The 21,928-nt window shown below is 59.0% G+C and carries 22 protein-coding genes; 17 read left to right on the forward strand and 5 right to left on the reverse strand.

Annotation, left to right across the window (positions count from 1 at the left end; translation table 11 throughout):
• Positions 1–9 precede the first annotated feature (9 nt).
• Together wrbA and arsC are read right to left on the reverse strand one after the other, a co-directional pair.
• The gene (wrbA, locus tag B9Q17_RS13505; RefSeq protein ID WP_094625614.1) at positions 10–615 is read right to left on the reverse strand and encodes an NAD(P)H:quinone oxidoreductase; all 606 of its coding nucleotides are present in this window, start codon (positions 613–615) and stop codon (positions 10–12) included.
• A gap of 21 nt (positions 616–636) precedes the next feature.
• Entirely contained in the window at positions 637–990 is a 354-nt protein-coding gene (arsC, locus tag B9Q17_RS13510; protein ID WP_094625660.1) for an arsenate reductase (glutaredoxin), read from the reverse strand.
• Between the two features lie 69 nt (positions 991–1,059).
• On the opposite strand from arsC, the gene B9Q17_RS13515 reads away from it, so the two are divergent.
• The 17 genes from B9Q17_RS13515 (at position 1,060) to B9Q17_RS13595 (ending at position 19,827) form a co-directional block, all read left to right on the forward strand.
• Positions 1,060–1,521, forward strand: a complete 462-nt coding sequence (locus B9Q17_RS13515) for a TlpA family protein disulfide reductase (protein WP_420538085.1) — start codon at positions 1,060–1,062, stop codon at positions 1,519–1,521.
• Positions 1,522–1,523: 2 nt separating this feature from the next.
• Positions 1,524–5,006 (forward strand): DNA polymerase III subunit alpha, encoded by a 3,483-nt coding sequence (dnaE, locus tag B9Q17_RS13520; protein ID WP_094625616.1) that lies wholly within the window; start codon positions 1,524–1,526, stop codon positions 5,004–5,006.
• Positions 5,007–5,109: 103 nt separating this feature from the next.
• Positions 5,110–6,063: an acetyl-CoA carboxylase carboxyl transferase subunit alpha gene (gene accA, locus B9Q17_RS13525; protein WP_022990062.1), complete on the forward strand. Its 954-nt coding sequence runs from the start codon at positions 5,110–5,112 to the stop codon at positions 6,061–6,063.
• Positions 6,047–7,387 carry a tRNA lysidine(34) synthetase TilS gene (gene tilS, locus B9Q17_RS13530; protein WP_094625617.1) on the forward strand — a complete coding sequence of 447 codons (1,341 nt, stop codon included), beginning with the start codon at positions 6,047–6,049 and terminating at the stop codon, positions 7,385–7,387. The genes accA and tilS overlap by 17 nt, the downstream gene beginning before the upstream one ends.
• 88 nt (positions 7,388–7,475) lie before the next feature.
• Positions 7,476–9,104 (forward strand): CTP synthase, encoded by a 1,629-nt coding sequence (locus B9Q17_RS13535; protein ID WP_094625618.1) that lies wholly within the window; start codon positions 7,476–7,478, stop codon positions 9,102–9,104.
• 2 nt (positions 9,105–9,106) lie between these two features.
• Positions 9,107–9,952, forward strand: coding sequence for a 3-deoxy-8-phosphooctulonate synthase (gene kdsA, locus B9Q17_RS13540; protein WP_094625619.1), 846 nt, complete (start codon positions 9,107–9,109; stop codon positions 9,950–9,952).
• Between the two features lie 227 nt (positions 9,953–10,179).
• Positions 10,180–11,475 carry a phosphopyruvate hydratase gene (gene eno, locus B9Q17_RS13545; protein WP_094625620.1) on the forward strand — a complete coding sequence of 432 codons (1,296 nt, stop codon included), beginning with the start codon at positions 10,180–10,182 and terminating at the stop codon, positions 11,473–11,475.
• A gap of 200 nt (positions 11,476–11,675) precedes the next feature.
• Entirely contained in the window at positions 11,676–11,948 is a 273-nt protein-coding gene (locus tag B9Q17_RS13550; RefSeq protein ID WP_058340644.1) for a septum formation initiator family protein, read from the forward strand.
• Positions 11,949–12,102: 154 nt separating this feature from the next.
• Positions 12,103–12,801, forward strand: coding sequence for a 2-C-methyl-D-erythritol 4-phosphate cytidylyltransferase (gene ispD / locus B9Q17_RS13555; RefSeq protein ID WP_420538086.1), 699 nt, complete (start codon positions 12,103–12,105; stop codon positions 12,799–12,801).
• Between the two features lie 46 nt (positions 12,802–12,847).
• Positions 12,848–13,327, forward strand: a complete 480-nt coding sequence (ispF, locus tag B9Q17_RS13560; RefSeq protein ID WP_094625622.1) for a 2-C-methyl-D-erythritol 2,4-cyclodiphosphate synthase — start codon at positions 12,848–12,850, stop codon at positions 13,325–13,327.
• Complete coding sequence (truD, locus tag B9Q17_RS13565; protein WP_094625623.1) at positions 13,324–14,382, forward strand: tRNA pseudouridine(13) synthase TruD; 1,059 nt, start codon at positions 13,324–13,326, stop codon at positions 14,380–14,382. The genes ispF and truD overlap by 4 nt, the downstream gene beginning before the upstream one ends.
• A 20-nt stretch (positions 14,383–14,402) precedes the next feature.
• Positions 14,403–15,173, forward strand: a complete 771-nt coding sequence (gene surE / locus B9Q17_RS13570; RefSeq protein WP_094625624.1) for a 5'/3'-nucleotidase SurE — start codon at positions 14,403–14,405, stop codon at positions 15,171–15,173.
• The gene (locus B9Q17_RS13575; protein ID WP_022990072.1) at positions 15,170–15,826 is read left to right on the forward strand and encodes a protein-L-isoaspartate(D-aspartate) O-methyltransferase; all 657 of its coding nucleotides are present in this window, start codon (positions 15,170–15,172) and stop codon (positions 15,824–15,826) included. The genes surE and B9Q17_RS13575 overlap by 4 nt, the downstream gene beginning before the upstream one ends.
• Positions 15,826–16,800, forward strand: a complete 975-nt coding sequence (locus B9Q17_RS13580; RefSeq protein WP_244177393.1) for a DUF368 domain-containing protein — start codon at positions 15,826–15,828, stop codon at positions 16,798–16,800. Before B9Q17_RS13575 ends, B9Q17_RS13580 begins: the two co-directional genes overlap by 1 nt.
• Before the next feature lie 298 nt (positions 16,801–17,098).
• The gene (locus B9Q17_RS13585; protein ID WP_244177394.1) at positions 17,099–17,866 is read left to right on the forward strand and encodes a peptidoglycan DD-metalloendopeptidase family protein; all 768 of its coding nucleotides are present in this window, start codon (positions 17,099–17,101) and stop codon (positions 17,864–17,866) included.
• A 189-nt stretch (positions 17,867–18,055) separates the two neighbouring features.
• The gene (rpoS, locus tag B9Q17_RS13590) at positions 18,056–19,054 is read left to right on the forward strand and encodes an RNA polymerase sigma factor RpoS (RefSeq protein WP_094625626.1); all 999 of its coding nucleotides are present in this window, start codon (positions 18,056–18,058) and stop codon (positions 19,052–19,054) included.
• Between the two features lie 197 nt (positions 19,055–19,251).
• Entirely contained in the window at positions 19,252–19,827 is a 576-nt protein-coding gene (locus tag B9Q17_RS13595; protein WP_022990077.1) for a chalcone isomerase family protein, read from the forward strand.
• A 71-nt stretch (positions 19,828–19,898) separates the two neighbouring features.
• On the opposite strand, the gene nth is transcribed toward B9Q17_RS13595, so the two are convergent.
• The 3 genes from nth to rsxG are packed head-to-tail and all read right to left on the reverse strand — an operon-like array spanning position 19,899 to position 21,927.
• Positions 19,899–20,537: an endonuclease III gene (gene nth, locus B9Q17_RS13600; RefSeq protein ID WP_094625627.1), complete on the reverse strand. Its 639-nt coding sequence runs from the start codon at positions 20,535–20,537 to the stop codon at positions 19,899–19,901.
• An 18-nt stretch (positions 20,538–20,555) separates the two neighbouring features.
• The gene (locus B9Q17_RS13605; protein ID WP_094625628.1) at positions 20,556–21,272 is read right to left on the reverse strand and encodes an electron transport complex subunit E; all 717 of its coding nucleotides are present in this window, start codon (positions 21,270–21,272) and stop codon (positions 20,556–20,558) included.
• 1 nt (position 21,273) lies between these two features.
• Positions 21,274–21,927 carry an electron transport complex subunit RsxG gene (rsxG, locus tag B9Q17_RS13610; protein ID WP_094625629.1) on the reverse strand — a complete coding sequence of 218 codons (654 nt, stop codon included), beginning with the start codon at positions 21,925–21,927 and terminating at the stop codon, positions 21,274–21,276.
• Position 21,928: the final 1 nt, after the last annotated feature.

The raw sequence follows: 21,928 nt of genomic DNA on the forward strand, positions 1-21,928 counted from the left end.
GAGTTCGAATCAGTCAGCCAGTTTCAAAGCCAGTCGGGCCAGCCGCTCGCCAAAGGCCTGGCACAGGACTTTCTCGTGTTCGCTCAAACGTTGCTCGGCACCGGTGCCGGCCCAGTGTGAGGGCCCGTAGGGGGTGCCACCCGTGCTGGTTTCATTCAGGGCGCTCTCCGAGTACGGCAGGCCGCACAGCACCATGCCGTGGTGCAGAAGTGGCAGCATCATGGTCATCAGAGTGGTTTCCTGGCCGCCATGAAGGCTGCCGGTGGAAGTGAACGCACCGCCAGGCTTGCCGGCGAGCTTGCCGTTCAGCCACAGGTCTCCGGTGCCGTCCAGGAAGTGCTTGAGCGGTGCCGCCATATTTCCGAAGCGGGTAGGGCTACCCAGTGCCAGGCCGGCACAGTTGGCCAGTTCTTCCCGGGTTGCATAGGGGGCGCCGGTATCCGGAACCGGGGGCAGGCTGGCGGTGGTGTCTGGCGACACCGGTGGAACGGTGCGGATCTTCGCTTCCATTCCGCTCACCCGGGCCACGCCCCGGCCAATCTGGGTGGCCATGTCGGCGGTCTGGCCGTTCCGGCTGTAATAAAGAACAAGAATGTACGGGCTGGTATCGCTCATGCCTGGCTCCTGGGCAATGCTTCAGAGAATCTCGAGAACGCTTTCCGGTGGCCGGCCGATGGCCGCCTTGCCGTTGGCCAGTACAATCGGCCGCTCGATCAGTTTGGGGGTGGCCACCATGGCTTTTACCAGCTGTTCCCGGCTCAGTTCCGGGTTATCCAGGCCCTGTTCCTTGTATTCGCTTTCTTTAGTGCGCATCAGCTGCCGGGGCTCGCAGCCCAGCAGGTCAAGGATATGTAACAGTTCCTGCTCTGTCGGAGGCGTCTCCAGGTAGCGTATAATCTCCGGTTCGATGCCCCTTTGCTGAATCAGCTCAAGGGTCTGCCGTGATTTGGAACACCGTGGGTTATGGAAAATGCGGGTTGGTTCTGTCATGGTCATGCCCGGTTTACAGTAATGGTTGCTGTCCTTTCGAAGGGCGGTAGTCTAACAGGAGGATATCCCTTGCAGTACCCTCGGCCGTTCAGGCGTTTTCTGGCTTTAATTACGCTGGTTTTAGCGGCAGCGACCATCACCGGTTGTGAAAATACCGAGCTGCAGCGTGCCGACGGTACGGCGGTGAACTGGGATGACTTCCGTGGCCGCTGGGTATTGGTGAACTACTGGGCAGAATGGTGCAAGCCGTGCCTGGAAGAAATTCCCGAACTGAATGAGCTGGACAAGGCGCCGGACATCTCCGTGCTGGGTGTGAATTTTGATGGCGTTACCGGCACGGCCCTGGAGCAGCTGGGAGAGGAAATGGGCATCGAGTTCCTGATGCTGGGCCAGGACCCGGGCCCGGAATTCGGCTGGAAAATGCCCGTGGGCTTGCCCGCCACGTTTATTGTGGACCCCTCCGGCAACCTGGTTGAAACCCGGTTCGGGCCACAAACCGAAGAAGACATCCGCACATTGATTGGCAACTGACCATGGCAAACACTTTCGTTCACCTGCGCGTACATTCCGAATATTCCATGGTGGATGGCCTGGTTCGGGTCAAGCCGCTGATCGGCCGCGTGGCGGAGCTGGGCATGCCCGCCGTCGGCCTGACCGAGCAATCCAACATGTGTTCCCTGGTGCGCTTCTACAAGGCCGCCATGGGCGCCGGCGTGAAGCCGATCATCGGTGCGGACCTGTGGCTGGAAAACCCGGATGAGCCGGAAAACCCGTTCCGCCTGACCCTGCTGGCCCGCAACAACGACGGCTATCTCAACCTCACAGAAATCATCTCCCTCGGCTATACCGAAGGCCAGCGTTACGGCAAGCCGATTATCCGCAAGGAATGGCTGGAAGCCCGGCCCGCGGGGCTGATTGCCTTGTCCGGTGCCAAGATGGGGGATGTGGGCAAGGCTTTGCTGGCGGGCAAGCCGGAACTCGCTCGTGAGCGTGCCGAATACTGGATGAACCTGTACCCGGGCAGCTACTACCTGGAGCTGCAGCGTACCGGCCGGGGCGGTGATGAAGACTGCCTGCATATGAGCGTGGAACTGGCAGCTGAACTGGGCCTGCCGGTGGTGGCTACCAACGATGTGCACTTCCTGCAGGCGGACGATTTCGAAGCCCACGAGGCCCGGGTCTGTATTGGTGAAAGCCGGACCCTGGACGATCCCAGGCGGGATCGCCGCTTCAGTGACCAGCAATACCTGCGCAGCGCCGAGGAAATGATCGAGCTGTTCTCGGACATTCCCGAGGCCGTCGAGAATACCGTAGAAATCGCCAAACGCTGTTCGGTGAAAGTGCGCATGGGCGAGTACTTCCTGCCCAACTATCCGATCCCGGATGGCATGACCATGGACGACTACTTCCGCCATGTGTCCGAAGAAGGCCTGGAAGCGCGCCTTGCCAAGACTCTGAGCAAGGACGACCCGGAATACGACCAGAAGCGGGAAGAGTATTACAAGCGCCTGAAGTTCGAGCTGGATATCATCATCCAGATGGGGTTCCCGGGGTACTTCCTGATCGTTATGGACTTCATCAAGTGGGCCAAGAATAACGGCGTGCCGGTGGGCCCGGGCCGGGGTTCCGGTGCCGGCTCCCTGGTGGCCTACGCGCTGCTCATTACAGACCTGGACCCGCTGGAATACGACCTGCTGTTCGAGCGGTTCCTGAACCCGGAACGGGTATCCATGCCCGACTTCGACGTCGACTTCTGCATGGAAGGCCGGGACCGGGTCATCGAATACACCGCCCAGAAGTACGGCCGGGAAGCGGTTTCCCAGATCATTACCTTCGGTACCATGGCCGCCAAGGCGGTGGTGCGGGACGTTGCCCGGGTGCAGGGCAAATCCTACGGCCTGGCAGACAAGCTCTCCAAGCTGATTCCCTTTGAAGTGGGCATGACCCTCAACAAGGCCATCGAACAGGAGCCCCAGCTCAAGGAGTTCCTGGAGCAGGATGAGGAAGCCCAGGAAATCTGGGAAATGGCCCTGAAGCTTGAAGGCGTGTGCCGGAACGCCGGTAAACACGCCGGGGGCGTGGTGATCGCGCCCACCAAGATTACGGATTTCTCGCCGCTGTATTGCGACGATGAGGGCGGAAGCCTGGTCACCCAGTTCGATAAAGGCGACGTGGAAGACGCGGGGCTCGTGAAGTTCGACTTCCTGGGCCTTCGGACCCTGACCATCATCAAGTGGGCCCTGGGCATGATCAACCCGCGCCGGCAAGAGCGCGGGCTTGGTGACCTGGACATCAGCACCATTCCGCTGGATGACAAGCCCTCGTTCGACCTGTTGAAAAAGGCCGAGACCACCGCGGTGTTCCAGCTGGAATCCCGCGGCATGAAAGACCTGATCCGCCGCCTGCAGCCGGACTCCCTGGAAGACATGATCGCCCTGGTGGCCCTGTTCCGCCCGGGGCCGCTGCAGTCCGGCATGGTAGACGACTTTATCGACCGTAAGCATGGCCGCCAGCCGATGTCTTACCCGCACCCGGATTATCAGTATCAAGGCCTGAAGCCGGTATTGGAGCCCACTTACGGGGTCATCCTGTACCAGGAGCAGGTCATGCAGATTGCCCAGGTGATGGCCGGCTATACGCTGGGCGGTGCAGACATGCTGCGCCGGGCCATGGGTAAGAAAAAGCCGGAGGAGATGGAGAAGCAGAAAGCCATCTTCCTGGACGGTTGTGAGAACAACGGCATCGATAAAACCCTGGCCGAGAATATCTTCGACCTGGTAGAAAAGTTCGCCGGCTACGGCTTCAACAAATCGCACTCCGCAGCTTACGCACTGGTGTCCTACCAGACCCTGTGGCTGAAAACCCACTACCCGGCCGAGTTCATGGCTGCGGTACTTACCGCCGATATGCAGAACACCGACAAGGTGGTCACGCTGGTGGAAGAGTGCCGGAACATGAAGCTGGACCTGCTGGTGCCGGACGTCAGCCGTTCTGCCTACACCTTCACGGTGAATGACGATGGCCAGATTGTTTACGGCCTGGGCGCGATCAAGGGCCTGGGTGAAGGTCCCATCGAAAGTATCGTTGAGGCGGCCAAAGACGGCCCGTTCCAGGACATCTTCGATTTCTGCCGTCGCATCGACCTGAAAAAGGTGAACAAGCGAGCCATGGAAGCCCTGATCCGCTCCGGTGCGATGGACAAGTTAGGCGCGGGCCGTGCCCAGCTGATGGCGAGCATCGAGAAGGCCATACAGCAAGCCGACCAGCAATCCCGTAACGATGCCGCCGGCATGATGGATATGTTCGGTGAAATGCTGGAGAGCGGCGGAGAGGGCGAAGACCCCTATGCCGATGTGGCCCACGTTCGTGAGTGGCCGGAGAAAGAGCGGCTCAAGGGTGAGAAAGATACCCTGGGCATTTACCTCACCGGCCATCCGTTTGATGAATACGAACGGGAAGTGCGGCGCTTTGTCCGTAACTCCATTGCTGACCTCAAGCCCAACAAGTCGCCCCAGCGGGTGGCCGGGCTGGTGGTGGCCCAGCGCACCATGAAAACCCGTACCGGCTCCACCATGTGCTTTATCACCCTGGATGACCGCAGTGCTCGTATCGAGGCCACTCTGTTCTCGGAAGCATTCTTTGAAAACCGCGAGCTGTTGCAGTCGGACCAGGTGATTGTGGTGGAAGGGCAGGTCAGCCACGACGATTACTCTGGCCAGATGAAAATGCGGGTCAGCTCGGTGATGGATGTGGCGACCGCCCGGCAGCAGTTCAGCCGGGGTATCCGGCTGGCCCTGCACGCTGACCAGCTGCAGAACGGCCTGCTGGATAAACTCGACGACACGCTGCGGCCGTTCCGTAACGAGGGCAGCCCGGTGTGGATCGAATACAGCAGTGCCGAGGCCAGCACCCGGATTGAGCTGGGGCCGTCCTGGCGGGTGCAGCCCGATGACAACCTGTTGTTCGAGTTGAAACACCTGGTGGGAGAGAAGTCGGTAGAGTTGGTCTATGATTAAGACCAATGTCCGCTTTAGTTGAGCGTTTTGCGCTGCTATCTTTGTCCCAAATTCTGGTTATGGTGGGTTGACCGCCCACCTGGCAAGCAAATGATGGAACATCATGAACCCTAATTACCTGGATTTCGAACAGCCGATCGCCGACCTGGAAGCCAAGATTGAAGAGCTTCGCATGGTGGGTAACGACACCGACATCAATATCACTGATGAAATCAGTCGTCTGAAGAAGAAAAGCGTCAGCCTGACGGAAACCATCTTTTCAGACCTCAAGCCCTGGGACGTAGCCCGCCTGGCCCGCCATCCTCGCCGCCCCTACACCCAGGACTATATCGACCTGATTTTTGAGGATTTTGACGAACTGCACGGCGACCGTCGCTATGCGGATGATTTGTCCATCATTGGCGGCACTGCTCGCCTGGACAACAAGCCCGTGATGGTGATTGGTCACCAGAAAGGCCGCGAAGTGCGTGACAAGGTCAAGCGCAACTTCGGCATGCCGCGCCCGGAAGGCTACCGCAAGGCCCTGCGCCTGATGGAAATGGCCGAGCGCTTCAAGATGCCGATACTGACCTTTATCGATACCCCGGGCGCCTATCCTGGTATTGGCGCCGAAGAGCGTGGCCAGAGTGAGGCCATCGCCTTTAACCTGGCGGTGATGTCGCGCCTGAAAACCCCCGTTATCTCCACCGTAATCGGTGAGGGTGGCTCCGGTGGTGCACTGGCCATTGGCGTGTGCGACCAGCTGAACATGCTTCAGTACTCAACCTACGCGGTTATCTCCCCTGAGGGTTGCGCGTCGATTTTGTGGAAGAGTGCGGAGTATGCCTCCCAGGCTGCGGAAGCTATGGGTGTAACTGCCCAGCGCCTGAAAGAGCTGGGTGTTGCGGACAACGTGATTGCGGAGCCCCTCGGTGGTGCCCACCGCAATCCGGAAAAAATGGCCGAGACCCTGAAAACGACCTTGGGTCAGGGCATTGACGAGCTGAGCCGTTTACCCCTGGACGAGCTGGTAAGCCGCCGTTACGAGCGCTTAACCAAGTATGAAGGCGGGCGGTAACACCGCCCGGGCTTCTGGCTGGCCCGGCGACCTGCTCGGGCCGGTCAGTCAACTTCCCGAATATTCCCGTCTCTGGGTGGCCTTCAGCGGCGGCCTGGATTCCACGCTGTTATTGCAGGCTGCCTCTGCCTGCCACCCCTCTGTTACTGCCCTGCACATCAATCATCAGCTCCAGCCCAATCATCAGCAGACCGAGCAATTCTGCCGGGATGTCTGCGAGCAGCTGGGTGTTGAATTGTCCGTTGCGCGGGTGGATGTCCCGGTTGGTGCCAGGGGTGCTGGCGGCCTGGAAGATGCGGCCCGTACAGCCCGTTATGAGGTGTTTCACAACACCCTGAACCCGGGCGACATGTTATTGATGGCCCACCACGCCGATGACCAGGCAGAAACGGTCCTTTTCCGGCTGTTGCGGGGCTCCGGTGTCAGCGGGCTGGCCGGAATGCCGAAAACGCGGCCGTTAGGCAAGGGCACTCTGTACCGGCCCTGGCTCGGGGTCAGTCGTGACCGGCTGGAGCAGGTGGCAACGAAACTTGGTGTGCCCTGGGTAGAAGACCCCAGCAACCAGAGCCGGCAGTTCGACCGCAATTACCTGCGCCACAGTGTTCTGCCGGGCCTGAAGGATCGTTGGCCCGGTTTGTTGAAGCGGGTTGCCCACAGTGCCCGATCCTGCGCCGAAAGTGACCAGCTGAATCAACGCCTGGCGGAGCTTCAGTGGCAGATCTGTTCCGATAGCGGCCGCCTCGCGATTGAGCCGTTCTCAGCCCTGAGTGCCCCCGAGCGCCGCAACCTGGTGCGTTGGTGGATTCAGCGCGAGGGTTTCCCGCCGCCGGCTTTGGCAGGCTGGGACCAGGTTCTGGCTGAACTGCTTGAAGCCGGAGAGGATCGGGAGCCGGAGCTCCGGGGCGATGGATTCAGCCTGCGCCGTTACCGGGGGCATATCTACCTGGTGCCGGATAATCCTCCCGCGCCAGAGCCAGTAGCGCTTACCCCCGGGTCGCCAGTGCGTTGGCCCGGCTGGTTGCTGTCGCTGGAATCGGTTGCCCCGGCAGAACAGCAAACAACGCCGCCGCCAATAAGGGTATCTACGAGGCAGGGTGGTGAGCGGGTCCGGCTGGCCCGGGGTAAGCCCTCCCGTGCGTTGAAAAACTGGCTGCAGGAACAGTTCGTTCCACCCTGGGAGCGCTCAGTATTACCGCTGGTCTGGCGGCAAACCAGCGAGGGCGAAGAGCTGATCGGGATTGGCGATTTGTGGTGTTCTGAACAATACTCGGGAGGCGCCCCTGCCACCGGCTGGCGGCTGATTGTGGAGAGGGATTGTGATTGAGTACAGAGGGGCTTTCTGGTAGTCTGGCGTCCCATCTTGAGATGAACAATCTCCCTCCTTCACCGAACCAGATAATCACGGAATCTGCATGACGCGTTATATTTTCGTCACCGGCGGTGTCGTGTCCTCATTAGGCAAAGGTATTGCGTCTGCCTCACTGGCAGCCATCCTCGAGGCACGCGGCCTGAAGGTCACTATTCTCAAGCTGGACCCGTACATCAACGTGGACCCCGGCACCATGAGCCCGTTCCAGCACGGTGAGGTTTTTGTCACCGAAGACGGCGCGGAAACCGACCTTGACCTGGGCCACTACGAACGCTTTATTCGTACCCCCATGAGCAAGCGTAACAACTTCACCACCGGCCGGGTGTACGAAGAAGTTATCCGCAAAGAGCGTCGTGGCGATTATCTTGGCGGCACTGTGCAGGTAATCCCGCACATCACCGACGAAATCAAGCGCCGTGTAGTTGAAGGCGCAGCCGGTGCCGACGTGGCACTGATTGAAGTCGGCGGCACAGTGGGCGATATCGAATCCCTGCCGTTCCTCGAAGCCTGTCGTCAGCTGAAGGTGGAAGTAGGCTCCCAGCGTGCCCTGTTCATGCACCTGACCCTGGTGCCCTACATTGCCACCGCCGGCGAGATCAAAACCAAGCCGACCCAGCATTCCGTGAAAGAAATGCGCTCCATCGGCCTGCAGCCAGACATCCTGCTGTGCCGTTCCGAGCACGAAGTGGATGCCAGCTCCCGTCGCAAGATTGCCCTGTTCACCAACGTGGAAGAGCGTGCGGTCATTCCGATGCAGGATGCCAAGTCCATCTACGCCATTCCGCGCATGCTGCACGAATACGGCCTGGACCAGCTGGTTATCGAGCGCTTCGGCCTGGATGCCCGTGAAGCAGACCTGGGTGAGTGGGACGCTGTTGTGGAATCCCTGATGAATCCGCAGCAGGAAGTGACCATCGCCATGGTCGGCAAGTACATGGAGCTGCTGGACGCCTACAAATCCCTGATCGAGTCCCTGCTGCACGCCGGCATCAAGACCCGCACCAAGGTGAACATCAGCTACATCGACTCCGAAGACATCGAGCGTGACGGCACCGCCGTGCTGGAATCTGCTGATGCAATCCTGGTGCCCGGTGGCTTTGGTGAGCGTGGCGTGGAAGGCAAGATCCGCACGGTTCAGTATGCCCGTGAGAACAAGGTTCCGTATCTGGGTATCTGTCTGGGTATGCAGGTGGCGGTTATCGAATACGCCCGTAACGTGGCCGGCCTGAAAGACGCCCACAGCACCGAGTTCCGTGAGCACACCCCGGAGCCGGTCGTCGGCCTGATTACCGAGTGGCTCGACGCCAGCGGTGCTACCGAAGCACGCACCGAAGCCTCTGACCTTGGTGGCACCATGCGCCTTGGCGCCCAGGATTGCGTACTGACGGACGGCTCCAGCATCGCCGCCTGCTACGGCAAGAAAACCATTCGCGAACGTCATCGCCACCGTTACGAAGTCAACAACCACTTCCTGCCAAAACTGGAAGAGGCCGGCCTGATCATCTCCGGCCGCTCCGCTGACGGCAAGCTGGTTGAAGTGGTGGAAGCGCCGGAACATCCGTGGTTCGTGGCGTGCCAGTTCCACCCGGAATTCACCTCGACACCCCGCGACGGCCACCCGCTGTTCAAGGGCTTTGTTGAGGCAGCACTGACCAACAAAAAGGGATCCTGAGTATGGCCCGCAGCAACCTGAACGTCTCGGGAATCGAAATCGCCAACGACAAGCCCTTTGTGCTGTTCGGCGGCATGAACGTACTCGAGTCCAGGGAACTGGCGTTTGAAGTGGCCGAAAAGTACGTGGATGTCTGCAGCAGGCTGGGCATCCCGTACGTTTTCAAAGCCTCCTTCGACAAGGCCAACCGCTCGTCCATCAACTCCTTCCGGGGCCCCGGTCTCGAGAAGGGGCTGCAGATCCTGGCAGATATCAAAAGCAAATTCGGCGTGCCCATCATCTCTGACGTGCACGAACCGGAGCAGGCGGCGCCTGCAGCTGAAGTCTGCGACATCATCCAGCTACCCGCATTCCTGAGCCGTCAGACCGACCTGGTGGTGGCCATGGCCAAAACCGGTGCGGTCATCAACATCAAGAAAGCCCAGTTCTTGGCTCCCCAGGAAATGAAGCACATCATCACCAAGTGCGAAGAAGCCGGCAACGACCAGGTCATCCTGTGCGAGCGCGGCAGCAGCTTCGGCTACAACAACCTGGTGGTCGACATGCTGGGCTTCGGCATCATGAAGCAGATGAACGTGCCGGTGTTCTTTGACGTCACCCACTCCTTGCAGATGCCCGGCGGCCGAGCCGACTCGGCCGGTGGCCGGCGCGCCCAGGTGACCGACCTGGCGCTGGCGGGTATGTCCCAGGGCCTGGCCGGTTTGTTCCTGGAAGCCCATCCTGACCCGGACAAGGCTATGTGTGATGGCCCCTGCGCCCTGCGCCTGAGCCAGCTGGAGCCGTTTCTGCAGCGGGTGAAAGCTGTAGACGATCTGGTAAAAAGTTTTAAACCTATCGACACCGCCTGATTGGCGGTGTCGGCTATTTGAAAGACCGCATATTCCTGAGGTTGCCAAACCTGACGGCCTACTGCGGACTACGAGAGCGAATGACGGGAAAGCCTTGGTGAAAATTTCGAAGGCCAAGGATGGCCTGAGAGAAGCGCACATGGATGTGCTTGTAGCGGTTTTCGCCAAGGCTTTCCAGTTGTTCGCTCCGGCACCAAATTAAAAGTTAAGACTGGAGAAACAACCGAATGACCAAGATTGCCAACATCAAAGCTCGTGAGGTTCTGGATTCACGCGGTAACCCTACCGTTGAAGCCGACGTTATCCTTGAAGACGGCACCATTGGAACCGCCTGTGCGCCTTCCGGTGCTTCTACCGGCTCCCGCGAGGCATTGGAGCTGCGTGATGGTGATGCTTCTCGTTACCTGGGTAAGGGCGTCCTGAAGGCAGTTGACGCGGTAAACAGCAAGATTCGTGACGCATTGGTTGGTAAAGACGCTGCCGATCAACGCGCTCTGGACCAGATTATGCTGGACCTGGACGGCACCGAGAACAAGGCTAACCTGGGCGCCAACGCTATCTTGGCAGTTTCCCTCGCAGCGGCCAAGGCGGCTGCTATTTCCCTGAAGAAGCCGCTGTACGCTCACATCGCTGATATCAACGGCACGTCCGGCAAGTTCTCCATGCCGGTACCGATGATGAACATCCTGAACGGTGGTGAGCACGCGGATAACAACGTCGACATCCAGGAATTCATGGTTCAGCCGGTTTCTGTAACCAGCTTCGCTGAAGCCCTGCGTGTTGGCGCTGAAATCTTCCACAGCCTGAAGAAGGTACTGAAGGCTCAGGGCCTGAACACGGCCGTAGGTGACGAAGGTGGTTTTGCACCGAACCTGCCGTCTAACGAAGCAGCCCTTGCTGCCATCAAGCAGGCGGTTGAAGATGCGGGCTATGAGCTGGGCAAAGACGTGACCCTGGCCCTGGACTGTGCTTCTTCCGAATTCTACAAGGACGGTCAGTACCAGCTGTCCGGTGAAGGCAAGAGCTTTGATTCCGAAGGCTTTGCTGATTACCTGGCTGGCTTGTGCGAGCGTTATCCGATTGTGTCCATCGAAGACGGTATGGACGAGAGTGACTGGGATGGTTGGAAGGTTCTGACTGATAAGCTCGGCAGCAAGGTTCAGCTGGTGGGTGATGACCTTTTTGTAACCAACACCAAGATCCTGAAGCAGGGTATCGAGAAGGGTGTGGGCAACTCCATCCTGATCAAGTTCAACCAGATTGGCAGCCTGTCCGAGACTCTGGACGCTATCAAGATGGCTCAGGACGCTGGCTACACGGCGGTGATTTCCCACCGTTCCGGTGAAACCGAAGATACCACCATTGCTGACCTGGCGGTTGCTACCTGCGCAGGCCAGATCAAGACTGGTTCTCTGTGCCGTTCTGACCGGGTTGCCAAGTACAACCAGCTGCTGCGTATTGAAGAAGCGCTGGAAGGCAAGGCACCTTACCGCGGCCTGAGCGAAATCAAGGGCCAGGGCTGAGTTTTACCGGTAAACTTTGACCTGTCGGTAGTTACGGGCAGGTAACAAAGTGTTAAGGCCATCGCGTTCCGGATGAAAATTCGGAAACGATGGCCTTTTTGCACAGTGACTTACGCGAATTTTTTGCTAATCTACTATAAGGTCTATACTTGACGGTCGTAGATATCGTTTAATCTGGTTAATTTCTGAGCTTATTTGGCATGAAAACGCTTTGGGCCATTCTGGTAGTGCTGATTCTCCTGCTGCAGGTTCGCCTGTGGATCGGGGAGGGTAGCTTTGCGCAGGTTTGGTCGCTGGAGAATTCGATTGCTGAGCAGCGGGCGGAGAATGCCGGGTTGGCGGCGCGTAATGACCGGCTGTATGCGGAGGTGCGGAACCTTCGTAATGAGCAGGGTGCTGTGGAAGAGCGGGCCCGGATGAACCTTGGTCTTATTCGCGAAGACGAGACTTTTTTTCTCGTGGTCGAGAACTGATTTCGGCACTGGGTGCTCCGAGCACCGGGGAGTGTCTCTCCGGGAACCGCTACGAGCACATCCATGTGCGCTTCTCTCAGGCCATCCATGGCCTTCGAAATTCCCGGAGAGACACTCCCCGGCGCTCTCCTGACATAGTGCGGGCCTTCCGATTATGAAATCTCAACTTTGGCTTGTTGTTCCTGCTGCCGGTATCGGCCAGCGCATGAAAGCTGAATGCCCCAAGCAGTACCTCAAGATCAATAACCGTTTTATCCTCGATATCACGCTCTCCCGTTTACTGGATAACGCGCCGTTCAAGGGCTGTATGGTGCCGTTGAACCCGGCGGATCACTGGTGGCCGGATAGTGAGTCGGCTAAAGATGATCGCATCCAGACCTGTACCGGTGGCAAGGAGCGGGCGGATTCGGTGCTTTCGGCGTTGCATGCGTTGGCGGAGCAGGCGGAGGATTCGGACTGGGTGCTGGTGCATGATGCGGCTCGGCCTTGTCTGCATGGCCATGACCTTTCCAACCTGATTGATACCCTGTCTGATCACCCGGTTGGTGGGCTTTTGGCGGCGCCGGTGGCGGATACGTTGAAGCTGGCGGGTGGCGGTGTGCAGCCCGAAGTGGAGGAAACGGTGGACCGGAGCCGGTTGTGGCGGGCGTTGACGCCGCAGATGTTCCGGTTTGGTGCATTGCGGGCGGCGCTGGAGTCTTGTCTTGAAAACAATCAGCCGGTCACCGATGAGTCCTCTGCCATGGAGTTTTCCGGTAAGATGCCTGTTCTGGTGGAAGGGCGGCCGGATAATCTGAAGATTACGGTGCCGTCTGACCTTGCTCTGGCCGAGTTTATTCTGGGCCGGCTGTAGGGTTTTCCCGCCTCTCGTTTATTTCTGTTTTTTTTCGGAGACGATCATGCGCATTGGTCAGGGCTTTGATGTCCATGCCTTTGGTGAGGGTGATGCTGTCATTCTCGGTGGTGTTGAGATTCCCCACAGTCACGGCCTGAAAGCCCATTCGGATGGCGATGTGTTGCTGCATGCGCTGGCGGATGCGCTGCTTGGCGCTGTCGCGCTGGGGGATATCGGGCATCTGTTCCCGGATACCAGTGACGAATGGGCCGGTGCGGATAGCCGGGACTTGCTTCGGCGGGTGATGGCCCGGGTGCTGGAGGAAGGTTTTTCGGTGGTGAACGTGGATACCACCATTATTGCCCAGGCTCCGAAGATGGCGCCCCATGTGGAGGCCATGCGAATGAATATTTCCGAGGACCTGGGGGTGCCGGTGAATCGGGTCAGTGTTAAGGCCACCACCACCGAAAAGCTGGGGTTCACTGGCCGGGGTGAGGGGATTGCTTGCCAGGCGGTGTGCCTGCTTGAGGCGGTCAGCCTGTGACGGATGCTTCGGTAGAGCCGCGTTGGCGGCTGGAGTGGCCGGTTTCTTCCGGGCAGCGGGTGGGTTCTGCCCGGTTGAAGGTGTCCCCTGAAGATTTCCGGGTGACCGAGTGTTTGTGGCCGGAGGTCGAAGGCCAGGCCGGTGGTGCCGAAGGTGCCGGTGAGCATCTCTGTGTGCGGCTGGAAAAGTCCGGGGACAATACCGAGTTCGTGGCCCGGGAGCTGGCCCAGCTTGCTGGCTGCAAGGCTTTCGAAGTGGGCTTTTGCGGGTTGAAGGACCGTCATGCGGTAACGTCTCAGTGGTTCAGTCTTTACTGCCCGGGGCGGGAAGCCTCTGATGCGGAATTGCTCAGTGCTATTGGCGAGCGCTGGCGGGTTCTGAACTGGCGGCGCCACGCCCGCAAGCTGCGCCGGGGCGAACACCAGGCCAACGGGTTCGAGCTGGTGTTGCGCGAGGTTCAGGGCGATCGGCAGGCGATGGAGGCTGCGTTGGCGTTGCTTGCGGAGCGGGGTGCGCCGAATTATTTCGGGCCCCAGCGCTTCGGTTTTCAGGGCGGCAACCTGGAGCGGGCAGTGAATCTCGATGTTACCCGCCTGAACCGGAAGAAGGGCGGTCGTCGTGGCGGTGGCGGAAGCGGTTCGAAAAACGTATTGTACTTTTCGGCGGCACGTTCGTGGTTGTTCAATGAGGTGCTGGCCGCAAGGGTAGAGGCTGGGCACTGGTTTGAAGCGATGGCCGGTGAACCTGCGGTAGACGGCAGCCCTACAGGCCCCCTGTGGGGCGATGGCGGCACCACGGCGAGCGGTGATCAGGAGCAGCTGGAACGAGCCGTTGTGGCAGGTCACCCGGAGTTTGAGCGGCTGTTTCTGAGCACCCGCATGAAGCCCGAGCGCCGGGCTCTGGTTACCCGTCCGGACAATCTTCAGTGGCAATGGCAGGAGGACGATAGCCTCCGGTTACAGTTCGCCTTGCCACCGGGCCAGTACGCCACCACGGTACTGGCCGATGTATTCGAGCTGCAGGACATGAGCCTCAGCCGGGATAATAAATACTAAGAAAGCTAGCGGAGAACACTGTGCGTATTCTGTTGTCGAATGATGATGGCGTGCATTCGCCTGGCCTGATGGCCCTGTTCGAAGGGTTGCAGGGGCTGGGCGAACTTGCCGTAGTTGCCCCGGACCGTGATCACAGCGGGGCCAGCAATTCCCTGACCCTGAGCCGGCCCCTGACGGTAGAAAAGCACCCCAGTGGCTTCTGGTCGGTAGATGGCACACCCACCGACTGCGTTCACCTGGCCGTTAACGGTCTTTTCGACAAGCCGTTTGACCGGGTGGTTTCCGGTATCAATACCCACGCCAACCTGGGCGACGACATTATCTATTCCGGCACGGTGGCCGCGGCTACAGAAGGCCGTCACCTTGGCCTGCCCGCTATTGCAGTGTCCCTGGTTAATAACGGCCACTTCCATTATGAAACCGCCGCGCGGGTGGTTCGGCTGCTGCTGGAACACAAGCGATACCTGGCCCTGGGCCCCCGCTCGATTCTCAATGTGAATGTACCGGACCTGCCCTGGAGTGAGCTGGCTGGTATCCAGGTGACCCGGCTTGGGCATCGTGACCGGGCCGAGGGTGTTGTGCCGGTAACCTGCCCGAGAGGCAAGCGCCGTTACTGGATCGGTGCCGCCGGTGGCGGTGGCGATGCCGGCCCGGGCACGGATTTCCACGCGGTTCAGAACGGCTTCGTTTCGGTCACCCCCGTACACATCGACATGACCCGACACGAGGCAATGACCCGACTGCAAGACTGGGTCGATGACCTTGAGGGCTTCGGGGAGGTGTCGCAATGAATGCCCCGCTTGAAGGCATCGGCATGACCTCGCGGCGCACCCGTTTGCGCCTGGTGCAGCGATTGCGGGAAGCGGGTATCGAGTCGGACCGGGTGCTGGAGATTATCGGCCAGGTTCCCCGGCATATCTTTCTGGACGAGGCACTGTCACACCGTGCCTACGAAGACACGTCATTGCCCATCGGTTACGGGCAGACCCTGTCGCAACCCTATATCGTCGCCCGGATGACGGAATTGTTACTGGCCCACGAACCGGAGCGTGTGCTGGAATTGGGAACCGGATCCGGTTACCAGACCGCGGTGTTGTCCCAGGCGTTCCGTGAAATCTTCAGCGTGGAGCGTATCAAGCCGCTGCAGGATCGGGCCAGGGAGCGTTTGCGGCAACTGAACATTCGTAATGCGATGCTCAAACATGCCGACGGTGGCATGGGCTGGCCTGAAAAAGGTCCGTTTGAGGGCATTATTGTGACGGCGGCGCCGGTAGAGGTGCCCCGGGAATTACTGGATCAGCTGGCCGATGGTGGTGTGCTGATCGCACCGGTAGGAGAGGAGAATCAGGTGTTGGTCGAGATCATCCGAAGGGGCGACAGTTTCGAGCGCCGCGAGCTGGAACCGGTGCGGTTTGTGCCCCTGCTTGGCGGAGTGGTTCGTTAATGGAGCATAGCCCGGACTCATCGGTGAATCGCAGCCACCATCCGGTGGCTGTGTTTTTAAGGGGCATGGCGATGGGCGCGGCGGATATTGTTCCGGGGGTTTCCGGGGGCACCATCGCGTTTATTACCGGCATTTACTTCCGGTTGCTGGAGGCCATCAGTGCCGCCCCGGTCGCGTTCGTGCGCCAGTTTCTGAAAGGTGACATCCGCGGCTTCTGGCAAGCCATTGACGGCACTTTCCTGGTGACCCTGCTGGCTGGTGTGGTTGCCAGTGTGGCCAGCCTGGCTTCGCTGATTACCTGGCTGCTGGACAGCCATCCAATCCTGATCTGGAGCTTTTTCTTCGGCCTGATTGTTGCCTCGGTTTGGCACGTGGGGCGCCAGGTCCGTCGTTTTTCGCCGTTTCTGCTGCTGCCTCTGTGTGCCGGAATTGTTTTTGCCTGGTGGGTAACCACGCTGCCGGCCAGTGAAGTGGCACCCTCACAGCTGGCGTTTTTCGGGGCCGGGGCACTGGCCATCTGTGCCATGATCCTGCCCGGGATATCCGGCAGCTTTTTGCTGGTGATTATCGGTATGTACTCGCCGGTACTGGCCGCCATAAAGTCATTCGAGGTGGCCCATCTGGGGCTGTTCCTGCTGGGTTGTCTGACCGGGCTGCTGTCTGTGGCCCGGCTGATCACCCTGGCATTCCGGCATTTCCACGACACGGTGCTGGCGCTGCTGACCGGGTTTATGATCGGTGCCCTGAGCAAGGTATGGCCCTGGCAGGAAACCCTGAGCTGGCGCACCAATAGCAAAGGCCAGGAGGTACCCTTGAGCCAGACCCCGGTTACACCGGACAGCTGGGCCGCTTTAACCGGGCAGGATCCGCAGGTTGTCGTTGCAGTGATGATGGCCCTGGCTGGATTGGTGCTGGTGCTGGTCCTGGAGTACGCCGGTCGTTTCTCTGCTCAAAGGCAGGCCAAGGCCGGTTAATAAACCGGGAAAAGTGTTACCTGGTGCACAATTTGATTGTTTCAGAAGGTAACAATCCTGTGTGCCAGGTAACTTGGATTCGATTGTGAATTGTGCAATATATTAACAAGTTAGTCCTGAAACATGAGAAATTGCATCCTGGACGGATGGTTTCTTATACGGTTTTATCATAATCAGGCATTTTTTATACGTGACTCTCTTTAACGGGCGCCATCAAGCAGCATTCCGTGTCAGGGCTTCGGCCCTGACAGGAACCCCGTGCTGCAGGCGCCCCGGTCGCCTGGCGCGAGCAGCCGCCTTGCTCCTGCTTACCCTCTTGTTACCTCTATCCGGCTGTAACACGAACGCCATCTATCAGGACAATCTGTACAACCCCCCGGTTTACTGGGGTACCCATGTGGTCAAGAAGGGCGAGAACCTGTACCGAATCGCCTGGCGTTATGGCCGGGACTACCGCGAGCTGGGTAATGCCAATGGCCTGGCGCCGCCCTGGAACCTGCAGGTGGGCCAGGTGCTGCGACTGGACAAGAAAGGCCGGATTCCCGAAAGCACCAGAACGGCATCTGCCCCGCGCAGCACCGCTCCCGCCCCGCGCCCCAAGGCGGTAACCCAGCGCCCGAAGGCGACAACGCCTCCTTCCACCCGTACTACCCGCCCGGCCGGTTCGGCTTCCGGCAGCAGTCAGACGGTGGCCAATGTGCGATGGCACTGGCCGCACGGTGGCACTGTTATTGCAGGATATTCCACATCCGGAAAAGTCAATAAAGGTATTGATATTGCCGGAAAACCCGGGGATGCTGTGAAGGCTGCAGCTAATGGAAATGTGGTTTACGCGGGAAGCGGGTTGCTTGGTTACGGCAACCTGATTATTGTGAATCACAACGAACATTATCTGAGCGCCTACGCACACAACCGCAAGATTCTGGTGCAGGAAGGGGAGGATGTTAAAGCCGGACAGGTAATCGCCGAGCTGGGAAGTACAGGGACAGACAAGCCGATGTTGCACTTCGAGATTCGCAAGAATGGCAATCCGGTAGACCCGTCCCGATACCTGCCCAGACGATAAATCAGGGGAGCCGGAAGTTCCCTCGTTGATTACCCGACGTCCTGACTGATACCGCACAAGACAAGAACAAGAATGGCAACGGTGATTGCCAGCCAACAAGCAACTGTCCTGAAGAAAACCAACATTGAAAGCCCGCAATAACAAGAAGTATCGGGCGAAAACAGGATTATTGAGAGGCGGGGTAACGTAATGTCAGCAGAGCAAGAAGACATCATCATTGATCGCGTTGCAGAGATGGAAGACTCAGACGATCATATCTTGGCCGAGGACAAGCCTGATAAGGCCGCGGCTGAAGACCCGGTGGCGGAAACCGAAGAGGGTTTTCCGGCCCAGGGCAAATACTTCACCAGCGCAAAGCAGCTGGATGCCACCCAGTTATACCTTAACGAAATCGGTTTCTCTCCCTTACTGACACCCGAAGAAGAAGTGTACTTTGCGCGCCTGGCCCGTAAGGGCGAAGAGGCTGGTCGCAAGCGCATGATTGAAAGTAACCTTCGGCTGGTGGTCAAGATTGCCCGGCGTTACGTGAACCGCGGGCTCACCCTGTTGGATCTGATCGAAGAAGGTAACCTGGGCCTGATTCGTGCGGTCGAGAAGTTCGACCCGGAGCGGGGCTTCCGGTTCTCTACCTACGCCACCTGGTGGATCCGCCAGACCATCGAGCGGGCGATCATGAACCAGACCCGCACCATCCGTTTGCCGATTCACGTGGTCAAGGAACTGAACCTGTACCTGCGTGCGGCCCGGGAGCTCACCCAGAAGCTGGACCATGAGCCGACGGCGGAAGAGATTGCCCGGATGGTGGATAAGCCGGTCGCAGACGTAAAGCGTATGCTGGGGCTGAACGAACGGGTGGCCTCCATGGATACGCCTATAGGTGTGGGGAGTGACAAGTCCCTGATGGACACCGTGGCCGATGAAGGTGCGTCTGATCCCGCCGATGTGCTGCAGGATGATGATATCTGTTCCAGCCTGGAAAAGTGGATAGACCAGCTGAGTGACAAACAACAGGAAGTGCTGTCTCGCCGTTTCGGTTTGCGGGGTTATCCCATCAGTACCCTGGAAGAGGTGGGGCAGGAGATTGGCCTGACCCGCGAACGGGTGCGGCAGATTCAGGTAGAAGCCCTGCGTCGCTTGCGGGAAATCCTGGAGAAGGACGGTCTGTCAGGTAATCTGCTGTTTAACTAACACATCTGACGCACTACACAGGCAAGTCGGTCATGGTCACATGGCCGGCTTTTTTGTTTAATGTGGCATCAAATGAGAACCAGGTGGTAAATGCCACCGGAACTTCGTTGTTAGAATGGGCCACCGGGCGGAATTCGGGTGTCGACCCGGTGCGAATGAAGCATTCAATAATAACGATCTTAAGGAAGGAAAGGACTATGAAGAAGACTCTTACAGCAGGTTTTGCATCTCTGATACTCGCCGGCGCCCTGGCCACCCCTGCCCACGCCCTGACCGTAAGCGGTGTGGATGTTCCGGACACCTATTCCGCCATGGGCCAGGAACTGCAGCTGAACGGTGCAGGTACCCGCTCCAAGTGGTTCATGGATCTGTACGTTGGTGGCTTGTACGTTGCCGAGAAAGTCAGTGACGGGCAGGCAGTTATTAACGCCGACGAGCCCCAGGCAATCACCCTGCATATCACCTCCGGCATGATCACCAGCGAGCGCATGACCGAAGCCACCATGGACGGCTTCAAGTCATCCACCGACGGTGACCTGTCAGCCATCCAGTCTGATGTCGACCAGTTCATGTCCGTGTTCCAGGAAGAAATCAAGGAAGGCGACGTCTTTGACCTGGTCTATGCGCCGGGAGAAGGTGTGCACGTGCTGAAGAACGGCGAGCAGAAAGACACCGTAGGTGACCTGGAGTTCAAGAAAGCCCTGTTTGGTATCTGGCTGTCTGATAAGCCTGCCCAGAAAGACCTGAAAAACAAAATGCTCGGCCAGAACTGAGTTTCTGGAAGGAGTGATGAAAAAGCCGGCGAATGCCGGCTTTTTTGTGCCTGAAGGGAAGCGAGTATTGGTTACTGGTAGTCCCGCTTTTGCTTGAATTCGCAAAGGTCTTCGATAATACAGGCACCACATTTGGGCTTGCGGGCGGTACAGGTGTAGCGGCCGTGCAGGATCAGCCAGTGATGGGCGTCCATCAGGAATTCCTTGGGCACCAGTCGCATCAGCCGCTTTTCCACCTCCAGTACGTTCTTGCCAGGCGCAATGCCGGTACGGTTGGACACCCGGAAAATGTGGGTATCTACCGCCATGGCGGGCTGACGGAAAGCGGTGTTCAGTACCACGTTGGCGGTTTTCCGGCCGACTCCGGGCAGGGCTTCCAGGGCCTCGCGGTTATCCGGCACCACACTGCCGTGCTGTTCCATCAGGATCTTGCAGGTTTTGATGACGTTCTCGGCCTTGCTGTTAAACAGGCCGATGGTCTTGATGTACTCCTTCAGGCCGTCCACGCCCAACGCATAGATAGCTTCCGGGGTGTTGGCTATCGGGAACAGCTTGTCGGTGGCTTTGTTGACACCCACATCGGTGGCCTGCGCCGACAGGATCACGGCAATCAGCAACTCGAACGGATTGCTGTAGTTAAGCTCCGTGGTCGGGTTGGGGTTGGCGTCCCGCAGGCGGGTAAATATCTCGATGCGTTTCTGTTTGTTCATAGGACGACGAAATCAGCTTCAGGAAATGTTGCCGGTTACCCGGACCCGTTTGCTGCCTGCGGTGGCGGCCACCGGCTCTGCCGCTTTCCGGCGTTCGCTCAGGTAATTGTCGATGCCGTTCTTCAACGCGATCAGCAGGCCAAGGCCTACGAAAGCGCCGGGCGGCAGCACCATAAACAGCATATCCGGATACTGGTCGAAGGGCCGTACTACCCAATCGGCTGCCATGGGCCCCAGCAGCAGGTGCATGTCGGCAAACAGGGTGCCCTGGCCGAGCAGTTCCCGCATACCGCCGAGCACAACCAGGACCGCCAGGAAGCCGAGGCCCATCATGGCACCATCCAGGATGGCCGGCAGTGGTGGGTTCTTGGAGGCAAAGGCATCGGCGCGGCCGAGAATGGCGCAGTTGGTAACGATCAGCGGGATGAAGATGCCAAGAATTTCGTACAGTTCGTAAGTGAAAGCCTGCATCAGCAGTTCTGCACAGGTCACAAACGAGGCGATGATCATTACGAAGGCCGGCAACCGGACGGACTCACTGACAAAGTTCCGGATCACCGAGACGGACAGGTTGGAACCAATCAGCACCAGCAGGGTGGCAATGCCCAGGCCAATGGCGTTGACCACGGTACTGGTCACCGCCAGCAGGGGGCACAGGCCTAACACCTGAACCAGCGCCGGGTTGTTGTGCCACAGTCCGTCTTTGATGATCTCTCCGTTGGTTTTGGTAGCCATGTCAGGAGTGCTCCTCAGACAGCGGATGGGCGGCAATGGCCTCGCGGATGTCGGCCCGGTGTTTACGGAAATACACCAGCGTTTTCTGGACGGCTTTCACCACCGCGCGCGGCGTGATGGTGGCTCCGGTAAACTGGTCAAATACTCCACCGTTCTTCTTTACGCTCCACTCCCGGGGCTTGGGATTGTTCAGGGAGCGGCCATTGAAGTCGTAGACCCAGTCTGATTTTCGGGTTTCGATACGGTCGCCCAGCCCCGGAGTTTCCCTGTGGCTGGTTACCCGAACGCCCAGTACCGTGCCGTCCAGGTCTACGCCCACCAGCAGGTGGATGTCACCGGAATAGCCATCGGGGGCCACTGCCGGAAAGATCAGGCCCACCGGGCGGCCGTCCTGCCGGGCTACCCATGCCAGTACCGGCCCGGCTTCCGGCGTTCTCTCGTCAGCCGGCAGGGCAACCGAGCTGTTCAGCAGGTCGTTGTTGTGGCGGCTCTCCGGAATAATCTCGAACAGGGCTTTTGCCTCGGCCCGGGCGGCCTGGTCGGCAATCCGGTCTTTGGTGAGGCCCTGGGTCAGCGCAATGGTGCCGCCGGTCAGTACGGCAAACAGGCCAAGGCCGATAGCGCTGCGACGGATGGAGGTGGTCAGTGTGCTCATG

This window comes from Marinobacter vinifirmus (genome assembly GCF_002258215.1).
GTDB lineage: Bacteria > Pseudomonadota > Gammaproteobacteria > Pseudomonadales > Oleiphilaceae > Marinobacter > Marinobacter vinifirmus.